General features: G+C 64.9%; 21 protein-coding genes. 16 read left to right on the top strand and 5 right to left on the bottom strand.

The window, feature by feature from the left end; all coding sequences use genetic code 11:
- Positions 1-39 precede the first annotated feature (39 nt).
- Genes ASE88_RS15945 through tatC form a run of 5 tightly spaced genes read left to right on the top strand, consistent with a single transcriptional unit; the run spans position 40 to position 3,061 of the window.
- Positions 40-777 carry a segregation and condensation protein A gene (locus ASE88_RS15945; protein WP_056480361.1) on the top strand — a complete coding sequence of 246 codons (738 nt, stop codon included), beginning with the start codon at positions 40-42 and terminating at the stop codon, positions 775-777.
- On the top strand, positions 774-1,376 hold the full coding sequence (scpB, locus tag ASE88_RS15940) for an SMC-Scp complex subunit ScpB (RefSeq protein ID WP_056479807.1): 603 nt from the start codon (positions 774-776) through the stop codon (positions 1,374-1,376). The genes ASE88_RS15945 and scpB overlap by 4 nt, the downstream gene beginning before the upstream one ends.
- 35 nt (positions 1,377-1,411) lie before the next feature.
- Positions 1,412-1,657 carry a Sec-independent protein translocase subunit TatA gene (locus ASE88_RS15935; RefSeq protein ID WP_055880913.1) on the top strand — a complete coding sequence of 82 codons (246 nt, stop codon included), beginning with the start codon at positions 1,412-1,414 and terminating at the stop codon, positions 1,655-1,657.
- 38 nt (positions 1,658-1,695) lie between these two features.
- Positions 1,696-2,220 carry a Sec-independent protein translocase protein TatB gene (gene tatB, locus ASE88_RS18480; RefSeq protein WP_082466607.1) on the top strand — a complete coding sequence of 175 codons (525 nt, stop codon included), beginning with the start codon at positions 1,696-1,698 and terminating at the stop codon, positions 2,218-2,220.
- A 58-nt stretch (positions 2,221-2,278) separates the two neighbouring features.
- Positions 2,279-3,061: a twin-arginine translocase subunit TatC gene (gene tatC, locus ASE88_RS15925; RefSeq protein ID WP_055880910.1), complete on the top strand. Its 783-nt coding sequence runs from the start codon at positions 2,279-2,281 to the stop codon at positions 3,059-3,061.
- A 79-nt stretch (positions 3,062-3,140) separates the two neighbouring features.
- Here the strand turns inward: tatC and ASE88_RS15920 are convergent, their stop codons facing one another.
- From ASE88_RS15920 to ASE88_RS19625, 3 genes are all read right to left on the bottom strand, one after another.
- A complete protein-coding gene (locus ASE88_RS15920; RefSeq protein WP_056479804.1) occupies positions 3,141-3,275 on the bottom strand; it encodes an entericidin A/B family lipoprotein in 135 nt (44 codons plus the stop codon).
- 324 nt (positions 3,276-3,599) lie between these two features.
- Entirely contained in the window at positions 3,600-5,129 is a 1,530-nt protein-coding gene (locus ASE88_RS15915; protein ID WP_055880905.1) for a sensor histidine kinase, read from the bottom strand.
- 95 nt (positions 5,130-5,224) lie between these two features.
- Positions 5,225-5,428 (bottom strand): NepR family anti-sigma factor, encoded by a 204-nt coding sequence (locus ASE88_RS19625; RefSeq protein ID WP_156348386.1) that lies wholly within the window; start codon positions 5,426-5,428, stop codon positions 5,225-5,227.
- Positions 5,429-5,701: 273 nt separating this feature from the next.
- On the opposite strand from ASE88_RS19625, the gene ASE88_RS15910 reads away from it, so the two are divergent.
- The 3 genes from ASE88_RS15910 to ASE88_RS15900 all read left to right on the top strand — a co-directional run bounded on the left by ASE88_RS15910 (position 5,702) and on the right by ASE88_RS15900 (position 7,542).
- Positions 5,702-6,505 (top strand): response regulator, encoded by an 804-nt coding sequence (locus tag ASE88_RS15910; protein ID WP_056479801.1) that lies wholly within the window; start codon positions 5,702-5,704, stop codon positions 6,503-6,505.
- A gap of 118 nt (positions 6,506-6,623) precedes the next feature.
- Entirely contained in the window at positions 6,624-6,761 is a 138-nt protein-coding gene (locus ASE88_RS19260) for a hypothetical protein (protein WP_055880899.1), read from the top strand.
- Between the two features lie 127 nt (positions 6,762-6,888).
- On the top strand, positions 6,889-7,542 hold the full coding sequence (locus ASE88_RS15900) for a sigma-70 family RNA polymerase sigma factor (protein ID WP_055880895.1): 654 nt from the start codon (positions 6,889-6,891) through the stop codon (positions 7,540-7,542).
- 183 nt (positions 7,543-7,725) lie between these two features.
- On the opposite strand, the gene ASE88_RS19015 is transcribed toward ASE88_RS15900, so the two are convergent.
- Positions 7,726-8,001: a hypothetical protein gene (locus ASE88_RS19015; RefSeq protein ID WP_162233425.1), complete on the bottom strand. Its 276-nt coding sequence runs from the start codon at positions 7,999-8,001 to the stop codon at positions 7,726-7,728.
- Here ASE88_RS19015 and ASE88_RS15895 point away from each other — a divergent pair.
- From ASE88_RS15895 to ASE88_RS15865, 7 genes are all read left to right on the top strand, one after another.
- The gene (locus tag ASE88_RS15895) at positions 7,985-10,669 is read left to right on the top strand and encodes a bifunctional [glutamine synthetase] adenylyltransferase/[glutamine synthetase]-adenylyl-L-tyrosine phosphorylase (protein WP_056479798.1); all 2,685 of its coding nucleotides are present in this window, start codon (positions 7,985-7,987) and stop codon (positions 10,667-10,669) included. The genes ASE88_RS19015 and ASE88_RS15895 overlap by 17 nt on opposite strands.
- Positions 10,662-11,114, top strand: coding sequence for a peroxiredoxin (locus ASE88_RS15890; protein WP_055880887.1), 453 nt, complete (start codon positions 10,662-10,664; stop codon positions 11,112-11,114). The genes ASE88_RS15895 and ASE88_RS15890 overlap by 8 nt, the downstream gene beginning before the upstream one ends.
- Positions 11,115-11,384: 270 nt before the next feature.
- Positions 11,385-12,173, top strand: a complete 789-nt coding sequence (locus tag ASE88_RS15885; RefSeq protein ID WP_055880884.1) for a M23 family metallopeptidase — start codon at positions 11,385-11,387, stop codon at positions 12,171-12,173.
- 193 nt (positions 12,174-12,366) lie between these two features.
- Positions 12,367-12,705, top strand: coding sequence for an iron-sulfur cluster insertion protein ErpA (gene erpA / locus ASE88_RS15880; RefSeq protein WP_055880881.1), 339 nt, complete (start codon positions 12,367-12,369; stop codon positions 12,703-12,705).
- 7 nt (positions 12,706-12,712) lie between these two features.
- Complete coding sequence (gene xth / locus ASE88_RS15875) at positions 12,713-13,483, top strand: exodeoxyribonuclease III (RefSeq protein WP_055880879.1); 771 nt, start codon at positions 12,713-12,715, stop codon at positions 13,481-13,483.
- Positions 13,480-14,274: a transporter gene (locus ASE88_RS15870; protein ID WP_056479796.1), complete on the top strand. Its 795-nt coding sequence runs from the start codon at positions 13,480-13,482 to the stop codon at positions 14,272-14,274. Before xth ends, ASE88_RS15870 begins: the two co-directional genes overlap by 4 nt.
- Before the next feature lie 84 nt (positions 14,275-14,358).
- The gene (locus ASE88_RS15865) at positions 14,359-14,601 is read left to right on the top strand and encodes a hypothetical protein (protein WP_162233427.1); all 243 of its coding nucleotides are present in this window, start codon (positions 14,359-14,361) and stop codon (positions 14,599-14,601) included.
- 101 nt (positions 14,602-14,702) lie between these two features.
- Here the strand turns inward: ASE88_RS15865 and ASE88_RS15860 are convergent, their stop codons facing one another.
- Positions 14,703-15,854 carry a hypothetical protein gene (locus tag ASE88_RS15860; RefSeq protein WP_055880870.1) on the bottom strand — a complete coding sequence of 384 codons (1,152 nt, stop codon included), beginning with the start codon at positions 15,852-15,854 and terminating at the stop codon, positions 14,703-14,705.
- 164 nt (positions 15,855-16,018) lie between these two features.
- Here ASE88_RS15860 and ASE88_RS15855 point away from each other — a divergent pair, with 164 nt between their 5' ends.
- Complete coding sequence (locus tag ASE88_RS15855) at positions 16,019-17,134, top strand: fatty acid desaturase family protein (RefSeq protein WP_235527979.1); 1,116 nt, start codon at positions 16,019-16,021, stop codon at positions 17,132-17,134.
- Positions 17,135-17,169: the final 35 nt, after the last annotated feature.

Here is a 17,169-nt window from a genome sequence, read left to right as displayed (position 1 = left end):
GCCGCTGCCCAATCGGGTGCGATGCTGTACCGTCGGGCGATGGACGACGCACACTTGACGCTAGACCTGGACGGTTGGGAGGGGCCGCTCGACCTGTTGCTGACGCTGGCGCGCGCGCAGAAGGTCGATCTGCGGCGGATCTCGATCCTGGCGCTGGTCGAGCAATATCTGGGCTATGTCGAGACCGCGCGCGCGCTCAAGCTCGAGCTTGCCGCCGACTATCTCGTGATGGCGGCGTGGCTCGCCTATCTGAAATCGGCGCTGCTGCTGCCCCGCGATCCGCTGGCCGACCCCGATCCCGAGGCGCTGGCGTTGCGGCTGCAGCGCCGGCTCGAGCGGCTGAGTGCGATGCGCGAGGCGGGCGCGCGGCTGATGGCGCGCGATCGCAGCGGGCGCGACGTGTTCTCCCGTGGCGCCCCCGAAGGACTGCGGACGGTGCGCAAGGCGGTGTGGCAGGCCGAGATCTTCGATCTGATCGCTGCCTATGGCCGCATCTCGGCGCGGACGCGGCCGGTGATGCACGTCGTCGCCGATCGCGAGGTGATGACGCTCGAGGCAGCGCTCGACCGCGTCTCGACGCTGATCGGCGAACGGATCGACTGGAGCGCGATCGAGAGTTTCCTGCCCGAGGCGGGCGAGAAGTTGCGACGTTCTGCGCTCGCGTCGAGCTTCGTCGCCGCGCTCGAACTCGCGCGACAGGGGCGGATCGAACTGCGCCAAGCTGCGCCGTTCGCGCCGCTCTATCTGCGCGCTCGCGCATCGTCCCGCGCATCGTGACGCCGCCCGATGCCCTCACCCGCGCGGTCGAGGCGGTGCTGTTCGCCACCGACGCGCCGCTCACCGTCGATATGATCCGTGCGCATGTCGGGGCAGGCGATGTCCGCGCCGCGCTGAACCGGCTGGCGGACGACTATGCGGGCCGCGGGATCGTCGTCGTCCGGCGCGGTGATCGATGGCAATTCCAGACCGCCCCGGAGATGGCGCACATGCTGCGCCGCGACCGCGAGGAGCCGCGCCGACTGAGCCGCGCGGGGATCGAAACGCTCGCGATCATCGCCTATCACGAGCCGGTCACGCGCGCGGAGATCGAGGCGATCCGCGGCGTCCAGATCTCGAAGGGGACGCTCGACGTGCTGATGGAGGCGGGCTGGGCGAAACCGGCGGGGCGGCGCGATGTCCCGGGGCGGCCGCTGATGTTCGCGACGACGCCCGAATTCCTCATCCATTTCGGGCTGACGAGCCGCCGCGACCTGCCGGGAATCGACGATCTGCGTGCTGCCGGGCTGCTCGATCCGGTCGATCTCGCCTTTGATCGGCTCGAAGACGGCGAAGATCGAGCGGGGGATGGCGAGGTGGCTGGCAATGCGGCGAGATGAGGCTTAGATAGGGTTCAGTTTCCAGGAGAATTGCCATGGGCGGTTTTAGCCCGATTCACTTGCTCGTCCTCGCGGTCGTCGCGATCCTCCTTCTCGGCGGTGGCCGGTTCTCGAACCTGATGGGCGACGTCGCCAAGGGCGTGAAAAATTTCAAGAAGGGTATGTCCGAGAATGACGACGACACGCCCGCCAAGCCTTCGGCCCGGATCGAAGCGCAGAAGTCGGCCGATCCGGCGTTCGACCGCGACGGCAATCGCGTCCGCGACGACCGTCCTGCCTGAAGCCGGCGGACTTGACGACTTTAGATAGGCGCGGCTGAATGTTCGATATCGCGCCCTCCGAGTTTCTGCTCGTGGCCTTCGTCGCGCTGGTCGTGATTGGCCCGAAGGATCTGCCAAAGGCGATGCGCGTGGTCGGCTATTGGGTCGGCAAGGCGCGTGGTGTCGCGCGCCAGTTTCGTTCCGGTTTCGATTCGATGGTTCGCGAGGCCGAACTCGAGGAAATGGAAAAGCGCTGGGCGGCGGAAAACGAACGGATCATGCGCGAGCATCCGCAATCTGGTCCGGGCGCGGAGACTACGCAGGTCGTGCATTCGCCGGAGACCGAGGAGCATCGTCGCGATTATCGCTCGATCGACGCGGTCGATGATCATACGAGCGAGCCCGTGATGGTCGAGAAACCGGTTGTCGCCGCCGCGCCGCCGCACGCATCGCCTGCCGCCGCGGACCCGCCCTTTGAGGACCCCGGTGTTGACCCGATCGCGCCGCCGGCGGCTGTTCCGGTCGTTCCGGCGATAGGTCATCCCGATGACAAGACCGGCAAGTCCGACGTCGCGTCGTCATGAGCGGGACTGCCGTAAGCGTGACCCCCGTGATCGCCTCCAATAACGCCGAAAGCACAGCATGAGCGAGATCGACGCAAGCCGGGCGCCGTTGCTCGACCATCTGATCGAGCTGCGGCGGCGGCTGCTCTATTGCATCGCCGCGCTGATCGTGACGTTCGGAATCGCGATGTACTTCGCCGAGGATATCTTCGGCTTCCTCGTTCACCCACTGCTCGCGGCGGGACAGAACAAGGTCATCTATACCGAGATTTTCGAGGCCTTCTTCGTCCAGATCAAGGTCGCGTTCTTCGCCGCCATGATGCTGTCGTTCCCGGTGATCGCGAACCAGCTGTGGCAGTTCGTCGCCCCCGGCCTCTACAAGAAGGAGAAGCGCGCGCTCCTGCCATTTATCCTCGCGACGCCGGTGCTATTCCTGACCGGCGCGGCAATGGCCTATTACATCGCCATCCCGATGGCGCTGCACTTCCTGCTCGGGTTTGACGGCATGGTCGGCGGCATCCACCGCGAGGCATTGCCCGCGATCGGGAACTACCTGTCGTTCACGATGCAGTTCCTGTTCGGCTTCGGCATATCGTTCCTGCTGCCCGTGCTGCTGATGCTGCTCGAGCGCGCGGGGATCGTGACGCGTAAACAGCTGATCGGCGCGCGGCGCTATGCGATCGTCGCGGCGTTCGCGATCGCTGCGGTGCTGACCCCGCCGGATATCGGGTCGCAGCTGCTGCTCGCGATCCCACTCGTCATCCTGTACGAACTCGCGCTGATCGGAATCTGGTTTACTGAACGCAGCCGGGCCAAAGCCAAGGCGGTCGAAGGCGAGTCCACCGACATCGTCGAAAGCTGATCTTCGGTCGAGCACCGAAACGAAAACGGGGTCCGGTGCGTGTGCACCGGACCCCGTCCCGTATCGGAAGCGCCAGGGCTTACTTGGCGTTGTCTGCGGTCTTTGCGACGGTCTTGCCTGCCGACGCGACGTCCTTGCCTGCACCCTCAACCGTGTTGCATGCCGACACCATGAGCGCGCCCGCGACGACGACCAGTCCAACCAACTTACGCATATAACTTCCTCCAAGACGGGCTTGAATGCCACCGGAGGTGCAATGTTCGGGGGGCGTATTCGTTCCGATCACGAAACCAGAATGCCGCTATTTCGCGCGGCATGCGAACCGTCACGGCCGATCGAACGATAAAGGCCCGGAAGCATCACCGGGGGGGGGAGGGTGCTGCTTCCGGGCCTATGACTTGGACAGCGAGAGCGGGGGGGCATAAAGTCGCTGTCCGAAATGTTGAACGGCGATCGCGCTGATCCGTTCCCTATCGATTATGATTTTTTGAAAAAAAGTTCGGCCCTGATCTCGGTTAATTACTGAACTTGCTACGAATTAATCGCGACCTTTAACAGCGAATGCGATTTCATACGCGCCAACCAGCGGGTCGTGATGCAACGGGGCGCGCAACTGCCGCGACAGGCCTTCCATGACGCGGCCATAGCGCGACGCCGCCTCGCGCAGCGCGTCGCTTTCGACCAGCGCACGCGATACGACGCGGAGCAGCGCACGATCGGGCAGGTCCGACGGTTTGACGACGATCCGGATCTGTGCGGCGGGATCGCATGTCATCGCCAGCTCGATCGTCTCGGTGGCGAGGAACGCGATCGCGACCGCGACGTCCTGATTGACCAGGTACGGATCGATGTCGAGCGTGATGCCCAGGCCATGCGAGCGATCGGAGGCGGTCGCGCGGATGTTCGCCGAGAGTTCGCCGATCATCGTCCGCAGGTTAAGGCCACGGTTTTCTTCGAGTTCGGCGAAGTGATTGCGGTGGACGACCGCCAATGCGTCGACGCGGCGCTGGATCGAGGCGTAGGCGGCGGTCGCGTCCGCGCTCGGCGCACTGCGCGCATGGAAGTTGATCAGGCTGGAAATGACCTGCAGGTTGTTCTTCACGCGATGATGGACTTCGCGCGTCAGCTTGGTCTGGCGCACCAACCCTTCGGCAAGGCCCGCTTCGTGCAGCGCCACAGTCTGGCTGATCGCCTGGAAGGTATCGCCGAGCTCGCGGATTTCCTGCGCAGGCAATGTACGGACGGCGCCCAAATCGAGCGCCTCGCCCGGCGTGAACGCCGCGACCGCGCCCCGCAGTCGGCGTAGCGGTCGGATCAGGAGCCGGTCGACGACGAACCAGGCGATGCTCGCCGCGGCGATCCACATCAGCAGCGGTAACAGCATCGCGACGACCAGCGACGACGTCACCGGAGCGCTGCGGATGCTGGTGCGCAAGGCAATGCCGGCGATCCCCAGATCAGTCCGCATCGTCTCCATGCGGTCGAGCGGACGCTCGTCGGGGATCGTCTCGAGCGTCAACGCATCCTGATCGAGAACCAGTGCGCTGCCGAAGATCAGCGCACGGCTCGACGGACGCCCGATCCGTTCGAGAAACGGCTGCGGGAAATAGGCGCGCGCCGACGTATCGCCACCGGGGCCGGAGATTGCCAGTACAAGACCGCGACGCGGAATGATTGCCGCGGTAATCGGCATATCGTCCTGATGCAGCGTGACGGGATTGGGGATCGGCGTTCCGCACAGGACGGTGCCGTCGCGGTCGGTGATGACGAAACGCGTTCCCGCGGAGGATTGCTGCGCGAAGACGCCCTGCGCACGCGCGCAACTCGGTGCATCGGCGGGGTCGTTACCCAGCGCGTTCACCGCCACCCGGAGCGCGGTCATATCGCCGACCAGCTCGATCGCGATCGCGCGCGCGCTTTCGTTCGCCGTAACGCGCAGACGCGCACGGGCTTCGGTATCGGCAAGCCGTGTGGTCTGGAACGTGGCAAACACTGCGATCAGCGCCAGTGGGAGCAACGCGGCGCTCAAGATAAGGAACAGCTTCGCGCCCGTAGGCAGGCGTCCCATTGCGGCCGTCAGACGCGTTTCCCCTGGTCCGCCGACGTCCGATGACGGCGTTGGCGCGCTATCCGGCATCGATTGCGAGGCCATGCGGCCCGCGCTCAGTCGAGCTTGCCGAGAAGGTCGAGCAGATCGTCCGGGATCGCTTCGTCGACGGTCTTCTGATATACCGAACGCAACGCCGATCCCATTTGCTGGTCCTTATCCGGAACCTGCGCGGGTTTCGTGGCAGGCACCGTATTCTGCGTGTCGTGGCCCAAACTCAAAACTTCCCCCTGCACGACGCGAACCGAGCCATCTGGCAAATCATGTCACATAGAGACGATACACGCCGCCTGCTCGACGGATATCAAGCGGGCGGCGGAGTCGCCAAAGATGTTCGTGAAACCAAACACGCTGTCGTTAGTTCCACGCCTGAGCGAAAAACACGTCCTCGTTACCGGTCGGCTTGCATGCTGACAGGCGAATCGGGCGGGGTAGTGGTTTTCGGGCGCGTGGTTTTTCGGCCGCCGCCATTGCAATGACGCGAGCCACCCGACACATGAAGGGCCGCGTAGATCAGGGAGTATTCGTTACCCATGTCGCTTGGACAGCAACTTGCACCGCACCTTCCCTTTTTGCGGCGCTATGGCCGGGCCCTGACCGGCAGTCAGATGCACGGTGATAAATACGTGCGCGCCACGCTCGAGGCGATCGTTGCCGCGCCCGAGGAATTTCCGCGCGACGTCGATCCCCGTCTCGGACTCTACCGCATGTTCCAGGGTATCTGGAACTCGGCGAATTTCGACGAACTCGCCGACGAGGGCGCGAATGATGCGGAAGGCCATGAGGCTGTCGCGCGCGCACGGCTTTCGCGGATGACGCCGCTGTCACGCCAGGCGCTTCTGCTGACCGCGATGGAAGGCTTCACCCCCGAGGATGCCGCGTATCTGATCGAGGTCGAGACGAGCGAGGTCGACGACCTCGTCGCCGAAGCGTTGACGGAAATCGAAAGCCAGACGCGCGCCAAGGTTCTCATCATCGAGGACGAGCCGATCATCGCGATGGATATCGAGACGATCGTTCGCGATCTCGGCCACGACGTCACCGGTGTCGCCGTCACGCGTGACGAGGCAGTGGCACTGGCGATGGAAATGCGGCCCGGCCTCGTTCTTGCCGACATCCAGCTCGCCGACGACAGTTCGGGTATCGATGCCGTCAAAGATATCTTGGCAGAGTTCGAGGTCCCGGTGATCTTCATTACCGCCTTCCCCGAGCGCTTGCTGACCGGTGAACGTCCTGAGCCGACGTTCCTGATCACCAAGCCGTTCCAGCGCTCGACCGTGAAGGCCGCAATCAGTCAGGCGTTGTTCTTCGATCAGGCGACCGTCCCCGCCGTTTAACGGCCGCGGCGTTCAATACCGCTGGCAACCGCTTGATTGTGTGGCGGTATCGCTGCATCCTGGGTCCGCTTCCACAAATGGTTGCGGACCCAAAACGGTTTTCGAGGGTTTACTCGCTATGGCTGACCCGAACGAACGCATTCACATCGAGACGAACGACGCGCGCGCTGGCGCTACACCAGGCATTACGCGCTACATTCTGGCGATCTCGCTTGTCCTCGTAATCGTTATCTTTGGTTTTCTCGTCCTGCGCTGACCTGGGTTTACCGCGGATGACTGGCATTGGCGGTTGGAGCGCCTATGTCTGTCGTCACGCGATATATCCCGCGGGTCGGCGACGACGCCCGCAAAGTATGACGACTATCGGAATTGATAGGATTTCCATGATTCAGCCTGCTCCACACGCCGATGACGACGGTGACATCGACGAAGTCGTCGCGCCGGTGGAGCATGTCTCGCTGTCCGATGCGGAGTTCAAAGTTCAGCTCGCGCAAGTGATCCCGCATCTCCGCGCGTTTGGACGCTCGCTGTCGGGTAGCCGCGATCTTGCCGATGATCTGGTTCAGGAAACGCTGCTCAAGGCGTGGGCGGCGCGGTTGCGTTTCCAGGCGGGAACCAACATGCGGGCGTGGACCTTCATCATCCTGCGCAACCTGTATCTGTCGCAGATGCGCCGCGCGCGCTTCAAGGGCGAGTGGGACGATCTGGTCGCCGATCGCATCCTTGCCGCGCCGGCAAGCCAGGATCGGCACGTCGAGCTCGGCGATATGCAACGTGCGCTGATGCATCTCCCGCAGCCCCAGCGAGAGGCGCTGATCCTGGTCGGTGCCGGCGGCTTCGCCTATGAAGAGGCGGCTGAGATTTGTAACGTCGCGGTCGGTACGATCAAGAGCCGGGTCGCGCGTGGCCGCGTCGCGCTTGAGACGATACTGACCGACGGATCGCTGCCGTCACGCCGCGACCACGAGACCGATACCAGCAAGACCGCGCTCGACTCAATCATGGGGGATGTCGAACATCTGAGCCGCGGGCGATGACTCGCGCAGGTCGCTAGAAATTTGGCTGGTCTGGCATATAAATTGACGTATCTTGGAAACTGTCGGCGCGTTTCGATCAAATTTGCCAAAAGATGGTTGGAGTATAATAGGCGCTACGTCTTGTTTGGCCAACTGGGGCCATTTCTCATGTGTTACCTCGTCACCATCCTGACGGCGTCTTGATCAATGAATACTCCGGCCCGTGCCATCGAGTCGGCTCAGTAGTTGGGCCATGTCGTCGGGCACGCTATTCTGTTCGCTAAAGGCATTGCGCAACGCATGACCGACCGCGTCGGTGACGCGCGGCCGCCGTACGACCTGTTGGCCATCCGTTTCGCGTTTGATCGTGAGAGAAGAATACATCATACCGCGCACAACGTGCGACGGCGCAGTTCGTTGCTGTCGTTTGTCAAGCGATACTTTTATTATCGAGTATTGCGGGATGACCAGAGTGAACACTGAACATAAGTTAAATAACGCGATCGATCGCGCTCGCCGGTGGTCGCCATTTCTGTCGATGATCCTCGACCGCGAGCCGGCGATCGCGCAATCCCTCGCCCAAGGTCATCTCGATCTGGACCTGTCGAGCGCCGCGCTGGACATGCCCGTTGCCAAGCGGCTGCGGCTTGCGCGACGCGCGATGGCGCTCAACGTTGCGATCGGCGATCTCGCGGGGGTTCTCGATCTCACCGCGGTGACGGGCGCGTTGACGCGGTTTGCCGATCAGGCGCTCGATACCGCGATCCGCGCTGCCATCGAGGAGCGGACGCCGGGGGCCGAGCCGCTTGGCTTCACCGCGATAGCGCTTGGGAAGCAGGGGAGCGGCGAACTCAATTATTCATCCGATATCGATCCGATCCTCTTGTTCGATCCGGTGACGCTGCCGCGAAAACCGCGCGAGGAGCCCGAACAGGCCGCGGTCAGGATCGGCAAGCGCGTGGTCGAACTGCTCCAGGCCCGCGATGGCGATGGCTATGTCCTGCGCGTCGACTTGCGGTTGCGGCCGTCGCCCGAGATCACACCGATCGTCCTGCCGGTGGAGGCGGCGATCGGCTATTACGAGGCACAGGCGCTGCCGTGGGAGCGGGCCGCGTTCATCCGCGCGCGCGCAGCGGCGGGCGACATTGCGCTGGGCCAGCGGTTTCTCGACACAATCCGCCCGTTCGTCTGGCGGCGCGCGCTCGATTTCGGTGCAATCGGCGAGATCCGCGGTATCTCGGCGCGTATCCGCGACCATCATTCACAGGGGCAGGCGTTCGGCCCGGGCTATGACCTCAAGCGCGGGCGCGGCGGCATTCGCGAGGCGGAGTTCTTCGCGCAGATCCACCAATTGATCCACGGCGGCCGTGATGCCACCTTGCGCGCGCCGGCGACCCGCGACGCGCTCGCCCGGCTGGCCGGGGCGGGTTGGATCGGTACCTCCGAAGCGCAGGCGCTGATCGACGGTTATACGCTGCTCCGGACGATCGAGCACCGCGTGCAGATGATCGACGATCGCCAGACGCACGCGCTACCGACCGGCGACGCGCTCGACCGTGTTGCGAAGCTGCACGGGCTGGATGATGCAGGCGCGTTGCTGGCGCTTCTGTCACCGCACGTCGCGGCGACCGGGCGCATCTACGACGCGCTCGACGACACGGAGCGGCCTGCGTTCTCGCATGACGCGGTGACGCTGGAGACCGACCTGGCCGCCGCCGGGTTCGTCGCGCCCGAGCCTGCGCGTCGCCGGATCGAAGCATGGCGGGGGGGCGCCTACCCTGCACTGCGCAGTCCTGCCGCGCGCGAGGCGCTGGAGGCGGTGCTCCCGACTCTCGTCAACGCATTTGCCACCGCGCCGGTGCCGCAGGCCGCGTTGCTGAGGCTTGATGCGCTGCTCGAACGCCTGCCGAGCGCGATCAACATCTTTCGCCTGCTTGAGGCGCGGCCGGGGCTGGCGACGTTGCTCGCGGCGATCCTCAGTCACGCGCCGACGCTCGCCGACGATCTCGGGCGGCGGCCGGACCTGCTCGACGGGCTGATCGATGCCACCGCGCTTGAGCCGGTCGACGACATCGCGGCACTCGAGGCGTCGATGCGCGCGGGCGATGCCGGCGGCGATTATCAGGCGCGGCTCGATCATGTCCGGCGGGTGGTTGGTGAACGACGGTTCGCGCTAGGGGCGCAGATCGTTGCGGGAGCGTCGGATCCGCTTGACGTCGCTGCCGGCTATGCTCGCGTTGCGGAGGCGGCGATCGCGGTACTCGCGCGCGCGACGATCGACGAGTTCGCCAAGGCGCATGGGGCGGTGCCGGGCAGCGAACTCGTCATTCTGGCGCTCGGCCGGATGGGCGGGGCGATGCTCACGCACGCATCCGACCTCGACCTGATCTATCTGTTCACGGGGGACTTCACCGCAGAGTCCGATGGCGCAAAGCCGTTGGGTGCGACGCTGTATTACAACCGCCTGGCGCAGCGCGTGACCGCGGCGCTGTCGGTCGCGACCGCCGCCGGGCCGCTATACCAGATCGACACGCGGCTGCGGCCATCGGGCGGGCAGGGGCCGCTGGTCGTCACGCTCGACAGCTTCGCCCGCTATCAGCGCGAAGATGCGTGGACGTGGGAGCATATGGCGCTGACCCGCGCGCGCGCGGTATTCGGCTCGATGGCCGCGCGTACCGCGGTCGCGGATACCGTGCGTACGGTGCTCGAGGGCGACCGCCCGACGCGGGACGTGGTGGCCGATGCCGGGTCGATGCGGGCGGATATGGCGGCGCACAAGCCACCCAAGGGGCCGTTAGACGCCAAGCTGCTCCCCGGTGGGCTCGTCGACCTCGAGTTCGCGGTGCACGTCGTCCAGCTGGTCCATCGTACCGGCTTCGATGCCGACCTCGGCAAGGCAATCGATACGCTGATCCAGCGAGGGCTCGTCCCGGCGTCCCTACGCGGCGCGCATGACGTGCTGACCCGGTTGCTCGTCACGCTCCGGCTCGTCGCGCCCGATGCCAGTCCGCCGGGCCATGCGACCGAGGACCTGATCGCGCGTGCGATCGGGGTTGCCGATTGGCCCGCCGTGGTTGCCACCCTCGAATCGACACGGCAGGAGGTAAGCCGGTTCTGGGCTGAATTGACGGGAGAGCAGGATGGATGAAGGCGCTAAGATTCCCGACGTGACGGTCACGATCGACGCCGCGGACGTGTCGCTGGCGAACCTGGGCGCACCGCTCGTGGTGTATTTCTATCCGAAGGACGACACCGCGGGCTGCACCGCCGAGGCAAAGGACTTTTCCGCGCTCGCCGAAGCGTTCGAGTCGGCCGGTGTGACGGTCGTCGGCATCTCGAAGGACACGCCTGCCTCGCATGCGAAATTCATTGCCAAGCACGCGCTTGCAGTTCGTCTCGCGAGCGATGGCGAGGGCGTCGCCTGTGATGCGTTTGGCGTCTGGGTCGAGAAGGCGATGTACGGCCGCAAATATATGGGCATCGAGCGCGCGACTTTCCTGTTCGGCGCCGACGGGACGCTGGCAAAGGCGTGGCGCAAGGTCCGCGTGCCCGGCCATGCGGAGGCGGTTTTGGCAGCCGTAAAGGCCCTATGAAGACTAGGTAGTAACACGTGGAGATTCGCCGACATTTCGCGCCGAAGATCCGAGGTCTCATCCTGTTCCACGGCAATCGTATCAATTCGCTTCAACTCGCCGCAACAACCTGCCGCTCCGCCGCGCGGACGGCATAATGCTATTGCTCGGGGCAGTGGGATCCGGCCTAACCCACAATGTCTGGTGCGCGGAGGGGCTGCGAGTCAGGACAGAGTTTCGGAGCCGTCCGCTGCAAGGGCGAACGGCCCTGTATTTTTTTGTCGGGGACCAATGGTCGATTTTACCGGTGCAGCGATCGTGACCCGTCTCAAGGGCGTGATCGTGGTGTATAAGGCGTTTACGGGTCGCCGGTTGGCAATGGCCGCGACGGTGATGGGTCTGGCCGCTTTTGGCGCCGCGGCCGAGGCGCAGGTCGCGCCGCACGCCACCGCGGAAAAGGTCGCGTACCGCTCGGTCGAGACCGGCACGGGCGGCCCGATGATCGCCGCCAACACCGTAGAGGCGAGCGCCGATCTGCGCGCCGACGCGCAGTTCCGCACCTTGTTCCAGACCTGGAAGAAGCTCGACGCTACGCAGCAGGGCGTGATCGCGATCCCGTCGGTGCAGCCGGTTCACTCGCTCTCGTTCACCAGTAATTTCGGCATTCGCTCGGATCCGTTCCGCGGCACCGCGGCGATGCATGCCGGCGTCGACATTCCCGGCCCGATCGGCACGCCGATCTATGCGACGGCAGACGGTATCATCGCGCATGCGGGTCGTCAGGGCGGCTACGGCAACATGGTCGAGATCAGCCACGGCAAGGGTATCGCGACGCGCTACGGCCATCTCTCGAAGATCCTTGTCGGTGACAATGTCCGCGTCACCCGTGGCCAGTTGATCGCGCTGATGGGCTCGACCGGCCGCTCGACCGGGTCGCATCTTCACTATGAGGTGCGTATCGACGGGCATGCGGTGAACCCCATCCCATTCCTGACGACCGCCGATTACCTGCTCGCGGCACAGGATCGCTCGGTCAACGCGATCCCGGTCTCGACCGGCGGCCCCGCCGCGCAGGACTAATGGGGGCACGAGCCCTCCCCCAATAACCCCAAGCCCGACCCGTCATTCCAGCGAAAGCTGGGATCTCCCTCCACGGGGACGGACCATCGATAGAAGACAATGGCGGCCCCGCGGTCGCGCCGACGAGCCAGCCCTCCGCCCCACGGGCAAGCCCAAGGTTGCCGCGGATAGCGCAACCTCCTATCTCCAGCCCATGGCAACGCTGGCTCCCGACATCATCCTCACCCCCTCCGCCGCGGCGCGCGTCGCCGCGATCGCCGTCAAGCAGGGGAAGCCGGCGATCCTCCGGCTGTCCGTCGACGGTGGGGGCTGTTCGGGGTTCCAGTACAAGTTCGGTTTTGCCGATTCTGTCGAGGACGACGACGTGATCGCGGAACATGACGGCGTGAAGCTCGTCGTCGACAGCGTCAGCATCGACCTCGTCCGCGGATGTGCGGTGGATTACGTCGAGTCGCTGGCCGGGGCCGCGTTCAAGGTCGAGAACCCGAATGCCGCGTCGGGTTGCGGTTGCGGCTCCAGTTTCTCGGTCTGATCGCCTCATGAAAATCGTCACGTACAACGTCAACGGCATCAAGGCGAGGTTGGCGCGGCTGATCGAGTATCTCGTCGAGGCGCAGCCCGACATCGTCTGCCTCCAGGAGCTGAAATCGAGCGACGATACGTTCCCGATCGCCGATATTGAGGCGGCGGGGTACGGCGCGATCTGGCATGGCCAGAAGGCGTGGAACGGCGTGGCGATCCTCGCCAAGAGCGGAACGCCCAAGGTGCGCCAGCGTGGTCTCGACGGCGAACCCGAAGACGAGCACAGCCGATATATCGAAGCGGAGATTGACGGCCTGATCGTCGCCGCGCTCTATCTCCCCAACGGCAACCCGCAGCCCGGTCCGAAGTTCGACTATAAACTACGCTGGATGGATCGCCTCGCCGACCGTGCCCGCGTGCTGCTCGCGGAGGAAAAACCGGTCATCCTCGCGGGCGATTACAATGTCATCGCCAACGACGACGACACCTACTCGGTGCGCGCGATGCAGAACGACGCGTTGATGCAGCCCGAAAGCCGCGAGCATTACCGTGCGCTCGTCGCGCAGGGTTGGACCGACGCGCTGCGCACGCAATTTCCAAAGGGTGGCGTGTGGACGTTCTGGGATTATCAGGCCGGCGCATGGCAGCGCGACGCAGGCTTCCGGATCGACCATCTGCTGCTCAGCCCGCAGGCTGCCGACCGGATGATCGATGCCGGCGTCGACAAGGCGTATCGCGGCCGTGAAAAGGCGAGCGACCATGCGCCGACCTGGGTCCGGTTGCGATGAGCCGAGCGCTGCTCGGCGTCGCGCTCGCCACACTGGGTTTCGCCGGTGCCGCGGCGGCACAGGAGCGGGACTATTGTCCCGACCGGCCGGGCATCGATACGCCGGCCTGCACGATCGCACCGGGTCGCATCTCGGTCGAGACGTCGCTGGCCGACTGGACGCGCGACAACCAGCCCGGATCGCGTGAGGACAATATCCTGTTCGGCGACACGCTGGTCCGGGTCGGTCTCAGCGACACGATCGAGGCGCGGATCGGCTTTACGCCGTTCGGGCATGACCGGATGCGCGATCCGAGCGGGGTTGAGACGGTCGACGGGATCGGCGACGTATCGCTGGGCATGAAGGCGAACCTGCTCCACCCCGACGGATCCGACCTGTCGGTCTCGGTCCTGCCGTTCGTGACGCTGCCGGTCGGGCGATCTGCGATCGGTGCGGGTGACTGGGGGGCGGGGTTTCTCGTCCCCGTGACGTACGAATTGTCGGATGCCGTATCGCTTGACCTGACGCCGGAGATCGATGCGGCGGTCGACGAGGGCGGCAATGGCCGCCATCTCGCCTATAGCTCGACCGCTGGCCTGTCCGTGAAGGTCGCCAAGGCGTTCACGCTGACCGGCGAGGTGCAGGCGTTGCGTGACGACGACCCCGATCGGCATGCGACGCAGGCGGTGGCGGCGCTGTCGCTGGCATGGATGGCGAACGACGATCTGCAGTTTGACATATTCGGCGCTGCCGGGCTGACCGCCGATACCCCCGATGCCCGGCTCTATGCCGGCATATCGCGCCGCTTCTAGGTGCTGGTCGGCCTGCTCCTGCTGCAAGCGGTAGCAGGGCCGCCGCTCCCGCCCGAATTGCGCAGGCGCAGGCCGCGCGCGACGATGCCGTGCCCGGTCCAGACCGATCCCGATGGCGAAATCGTCGTCTGCGCGCGGCCGACCGACCAGCGGCTCGCGACGCTGGGCGCGCCGGTCCAGCCTTTACGCGGCGATCCGCTGTCGTTCCGCCTGCCAGGCGGGGGCAGGGGGAATGTCCATGCGATCCGCACCGAACTGCCCGGTGCGTCCGGGCAGGGGGTAGCGGTGACGCTCAAGATCCCGTTCGGGAAGGGAAAGCGGGAGTAGCGCGGGCATTCCGCCGCGGGTCTCCGCCACCCTATTCTCCCGCGAAGGCGGGAGCCCAGACCGGGTCTTCGCCTTCGCGGTCAAACATTGTCGCGCGCGTTCTACAGCGTCCGTTCATAGACCTGATAGACCTTGTTCACCCGGCTCTCGATCGTCTCGGCGATCGATCGCATCCCCTGGTTGTCGTCGAGGATCCAGCCGATCTCCGCGCGCTGGGCGCCGTAATGCTCAACCGAGGCGCGGCGGATATATTCGATCATCATGAAGGCGAGCTGGCTCGCCATCCGCGACGCCTGCAAGTCCTTGACCACCCCCATCAGCGGCACGCGCACCGTCCGCACCTTGGGTTTGCGGAGCCACCACAACAGCTTGGCCCAGCCGAACGGGAACAGGCTGCCCTTCAACGGCTTGATCGCCTCGTTCAGGTCGGGGAGCGTGATCATGAACGCGCAGGGCCGGCCGTCGACCTCGGCGATGCGGATCAGGTCGTTGAAGACGATCGGCTTCAGCTTGACGCCGACATCCTTGATCTCGGGCGGGGTGAGGGGCACGAAGCCCCAATTGTCCTTCCACGCATCGTTGAGGATCGACAGGATGATCGCCGCCTCCTCCTCGAACTTCGTCTTGTCGACGTTGCGGATGACGATGCGCGGGTTCTTCTCGCCCGACTTAATGATGCGCTGGACGATCGGCGGGAACTGCTTCGTGACGTCGACCTCATAGGTCATCAACTGCTTGATCGGGCGATACTGTGCCCATTCGATCCAGCCGCGATATTCGCGCTTGGCATGCCCCATCATGATCGTCGGCGGATGATCATAGCCGTCGATCAACAGCCCCGGCTCCTCCCAGATCGACATGCTGATCGGGCCGAGCGCGCGCGTCATGCCCTGATCGCGCAGCCAGCCTTCCGCGCGCGCGAGCAGCGCCTGGAAGATGTCCTGGCGTTCGGCCTCCATCAGTCCCCATTGGCCGACGCCGGGGCCGAAGCCCTGCTCGGCGGGCATCGTCAGCGCGAGCGTATCGATGTGCGCGGAGATGCGACCGACCACGCGGCCATCCTCCTCGGCGAGGAACTGCTGCACCTTGGCATGGCTGAACCAGCCGTTCTTCTCGGGCGTGATCAGCCCGAGCGCCTCCGACTTCAGCGGCGGCACCCAATTGGGATCGTCGGCATACAGGCGGAACGGCAGATCGATGAAGATCTTGCGATCCTTCAGCGTCTCGACCGGTCGAATGATGATGTTAGCCATGTGTCGTTCCCGAATACGCAGTCGCGCGTGTCTAGCCAGCGTGGCCGACAAAGGCGAGAGTCACATGGATCATCGTAAAAACCTGTCAGGGTGATCGTGTTTCCTTGGAGCGGCGGCAGCGACACGGCCTGTAAATGCCACGCTGCGGCCACTATCTTCGGGCAATGGATATGCCCATGGACACCTCGCTCAGCCTCGCTCGCGGCACGGCCGCTCCCGTTCCAGCCACACCCGTAGCCGGTGCCGGGGTGGTGCGTATCGCCGACGACAAGGCGATGCTGCGCGCGGCCGCGGATCTGACCCGCGATCTCGTGAAGCCGCGGCCGATGGTGTATTGGGGCGACCTGATCGCGTCGGTCGCTCTCGGCTATGGTGCGCTGGTTGTGGCGGCGACGAGCGGTTCGACCGCGGTCGTGGTGGTCGCCGCGATCGTGTCGGTGCTCGGGCTGTACCGTGGCTTGAGCTTCATCCACGAAGTCAGTCACATGAAGCATGCGTCGGTGCCCAACTTCCGGCTGTGCTGGAACATCCTGGTCGGCGTGCCGATGATGACGCCGTCGTTCATGTATGAGGGCGTTCACAACCTGCACCACGCCAAGACCCGCTATGGCACGGTCGAGGATCCCGAATATCTACCGCTCGCGCTGATGAAGCCGTGGACGTTGCCGCTGTTCATCGTCGTGTCTGCGCTGGCACCGATCGCGCTGCTGATCCGGTTTGCGGTCCTGTCGCCGCTCTCGCTCCTGTCGCCAAAGCTGCGGACGATGGTGGTCGAGCGTTATTCGGCCCTGGCGATCAACCCGCAATTTCGTCGTCGTGCGCCGGAGGGCGAGGCGAAGGCCTATTGGAACCATCTCGAAGTCGCTGCGAGCCTATGGGCGATAACGCTGATCGGCATCACCGCGGCGGGCGTTCTGCCGCTGCGCGCGTTCCTGACGATCCTCGGCGTGGCATCGGCGTTTGCGGTCCTCAACCAGGTCCGCACGCTGGTCGCGCATCTGTGGGAGAATGACGGCGAGACGATGACGGTGACCGCGCAGTATCTCGACACGGTCAACGTGCCACCGCCGGCTTTGCTGCCGGCGCTGTGGGCGCCGGTGGGGCTGCGCTATCACGCGCTGCATCACTTGTTGCCGGGGCTCCCGTATCACGCGCTGGGTGAGGCGCATCGCCGGATCTCGGCGGAGCTGGATGCAATGTCGCCTTATCACAAGGCGAGCTATCCCGGGCTCCCGGGTCTGGTCAGCAAGATCGCGCGCAGCACGATGGTCCGCCGCTGAGACCGGCCTCCCGCGTTGGCCCGCGTTGCGAGGCC

The organism is Sphingomonas sp. Leaf38, from assembly GCF_001421825.1.
In the GTDB taxonomy this organism is placed as follows: Bacteria; Pseudomonadota; Alphaproteobacteria; order Sphingomonadales; family Sphingomonadaceae; genus Sphingomonas.
This window is presented reverse-complemented; position numbering and strand designations above follow the sequence as displayed.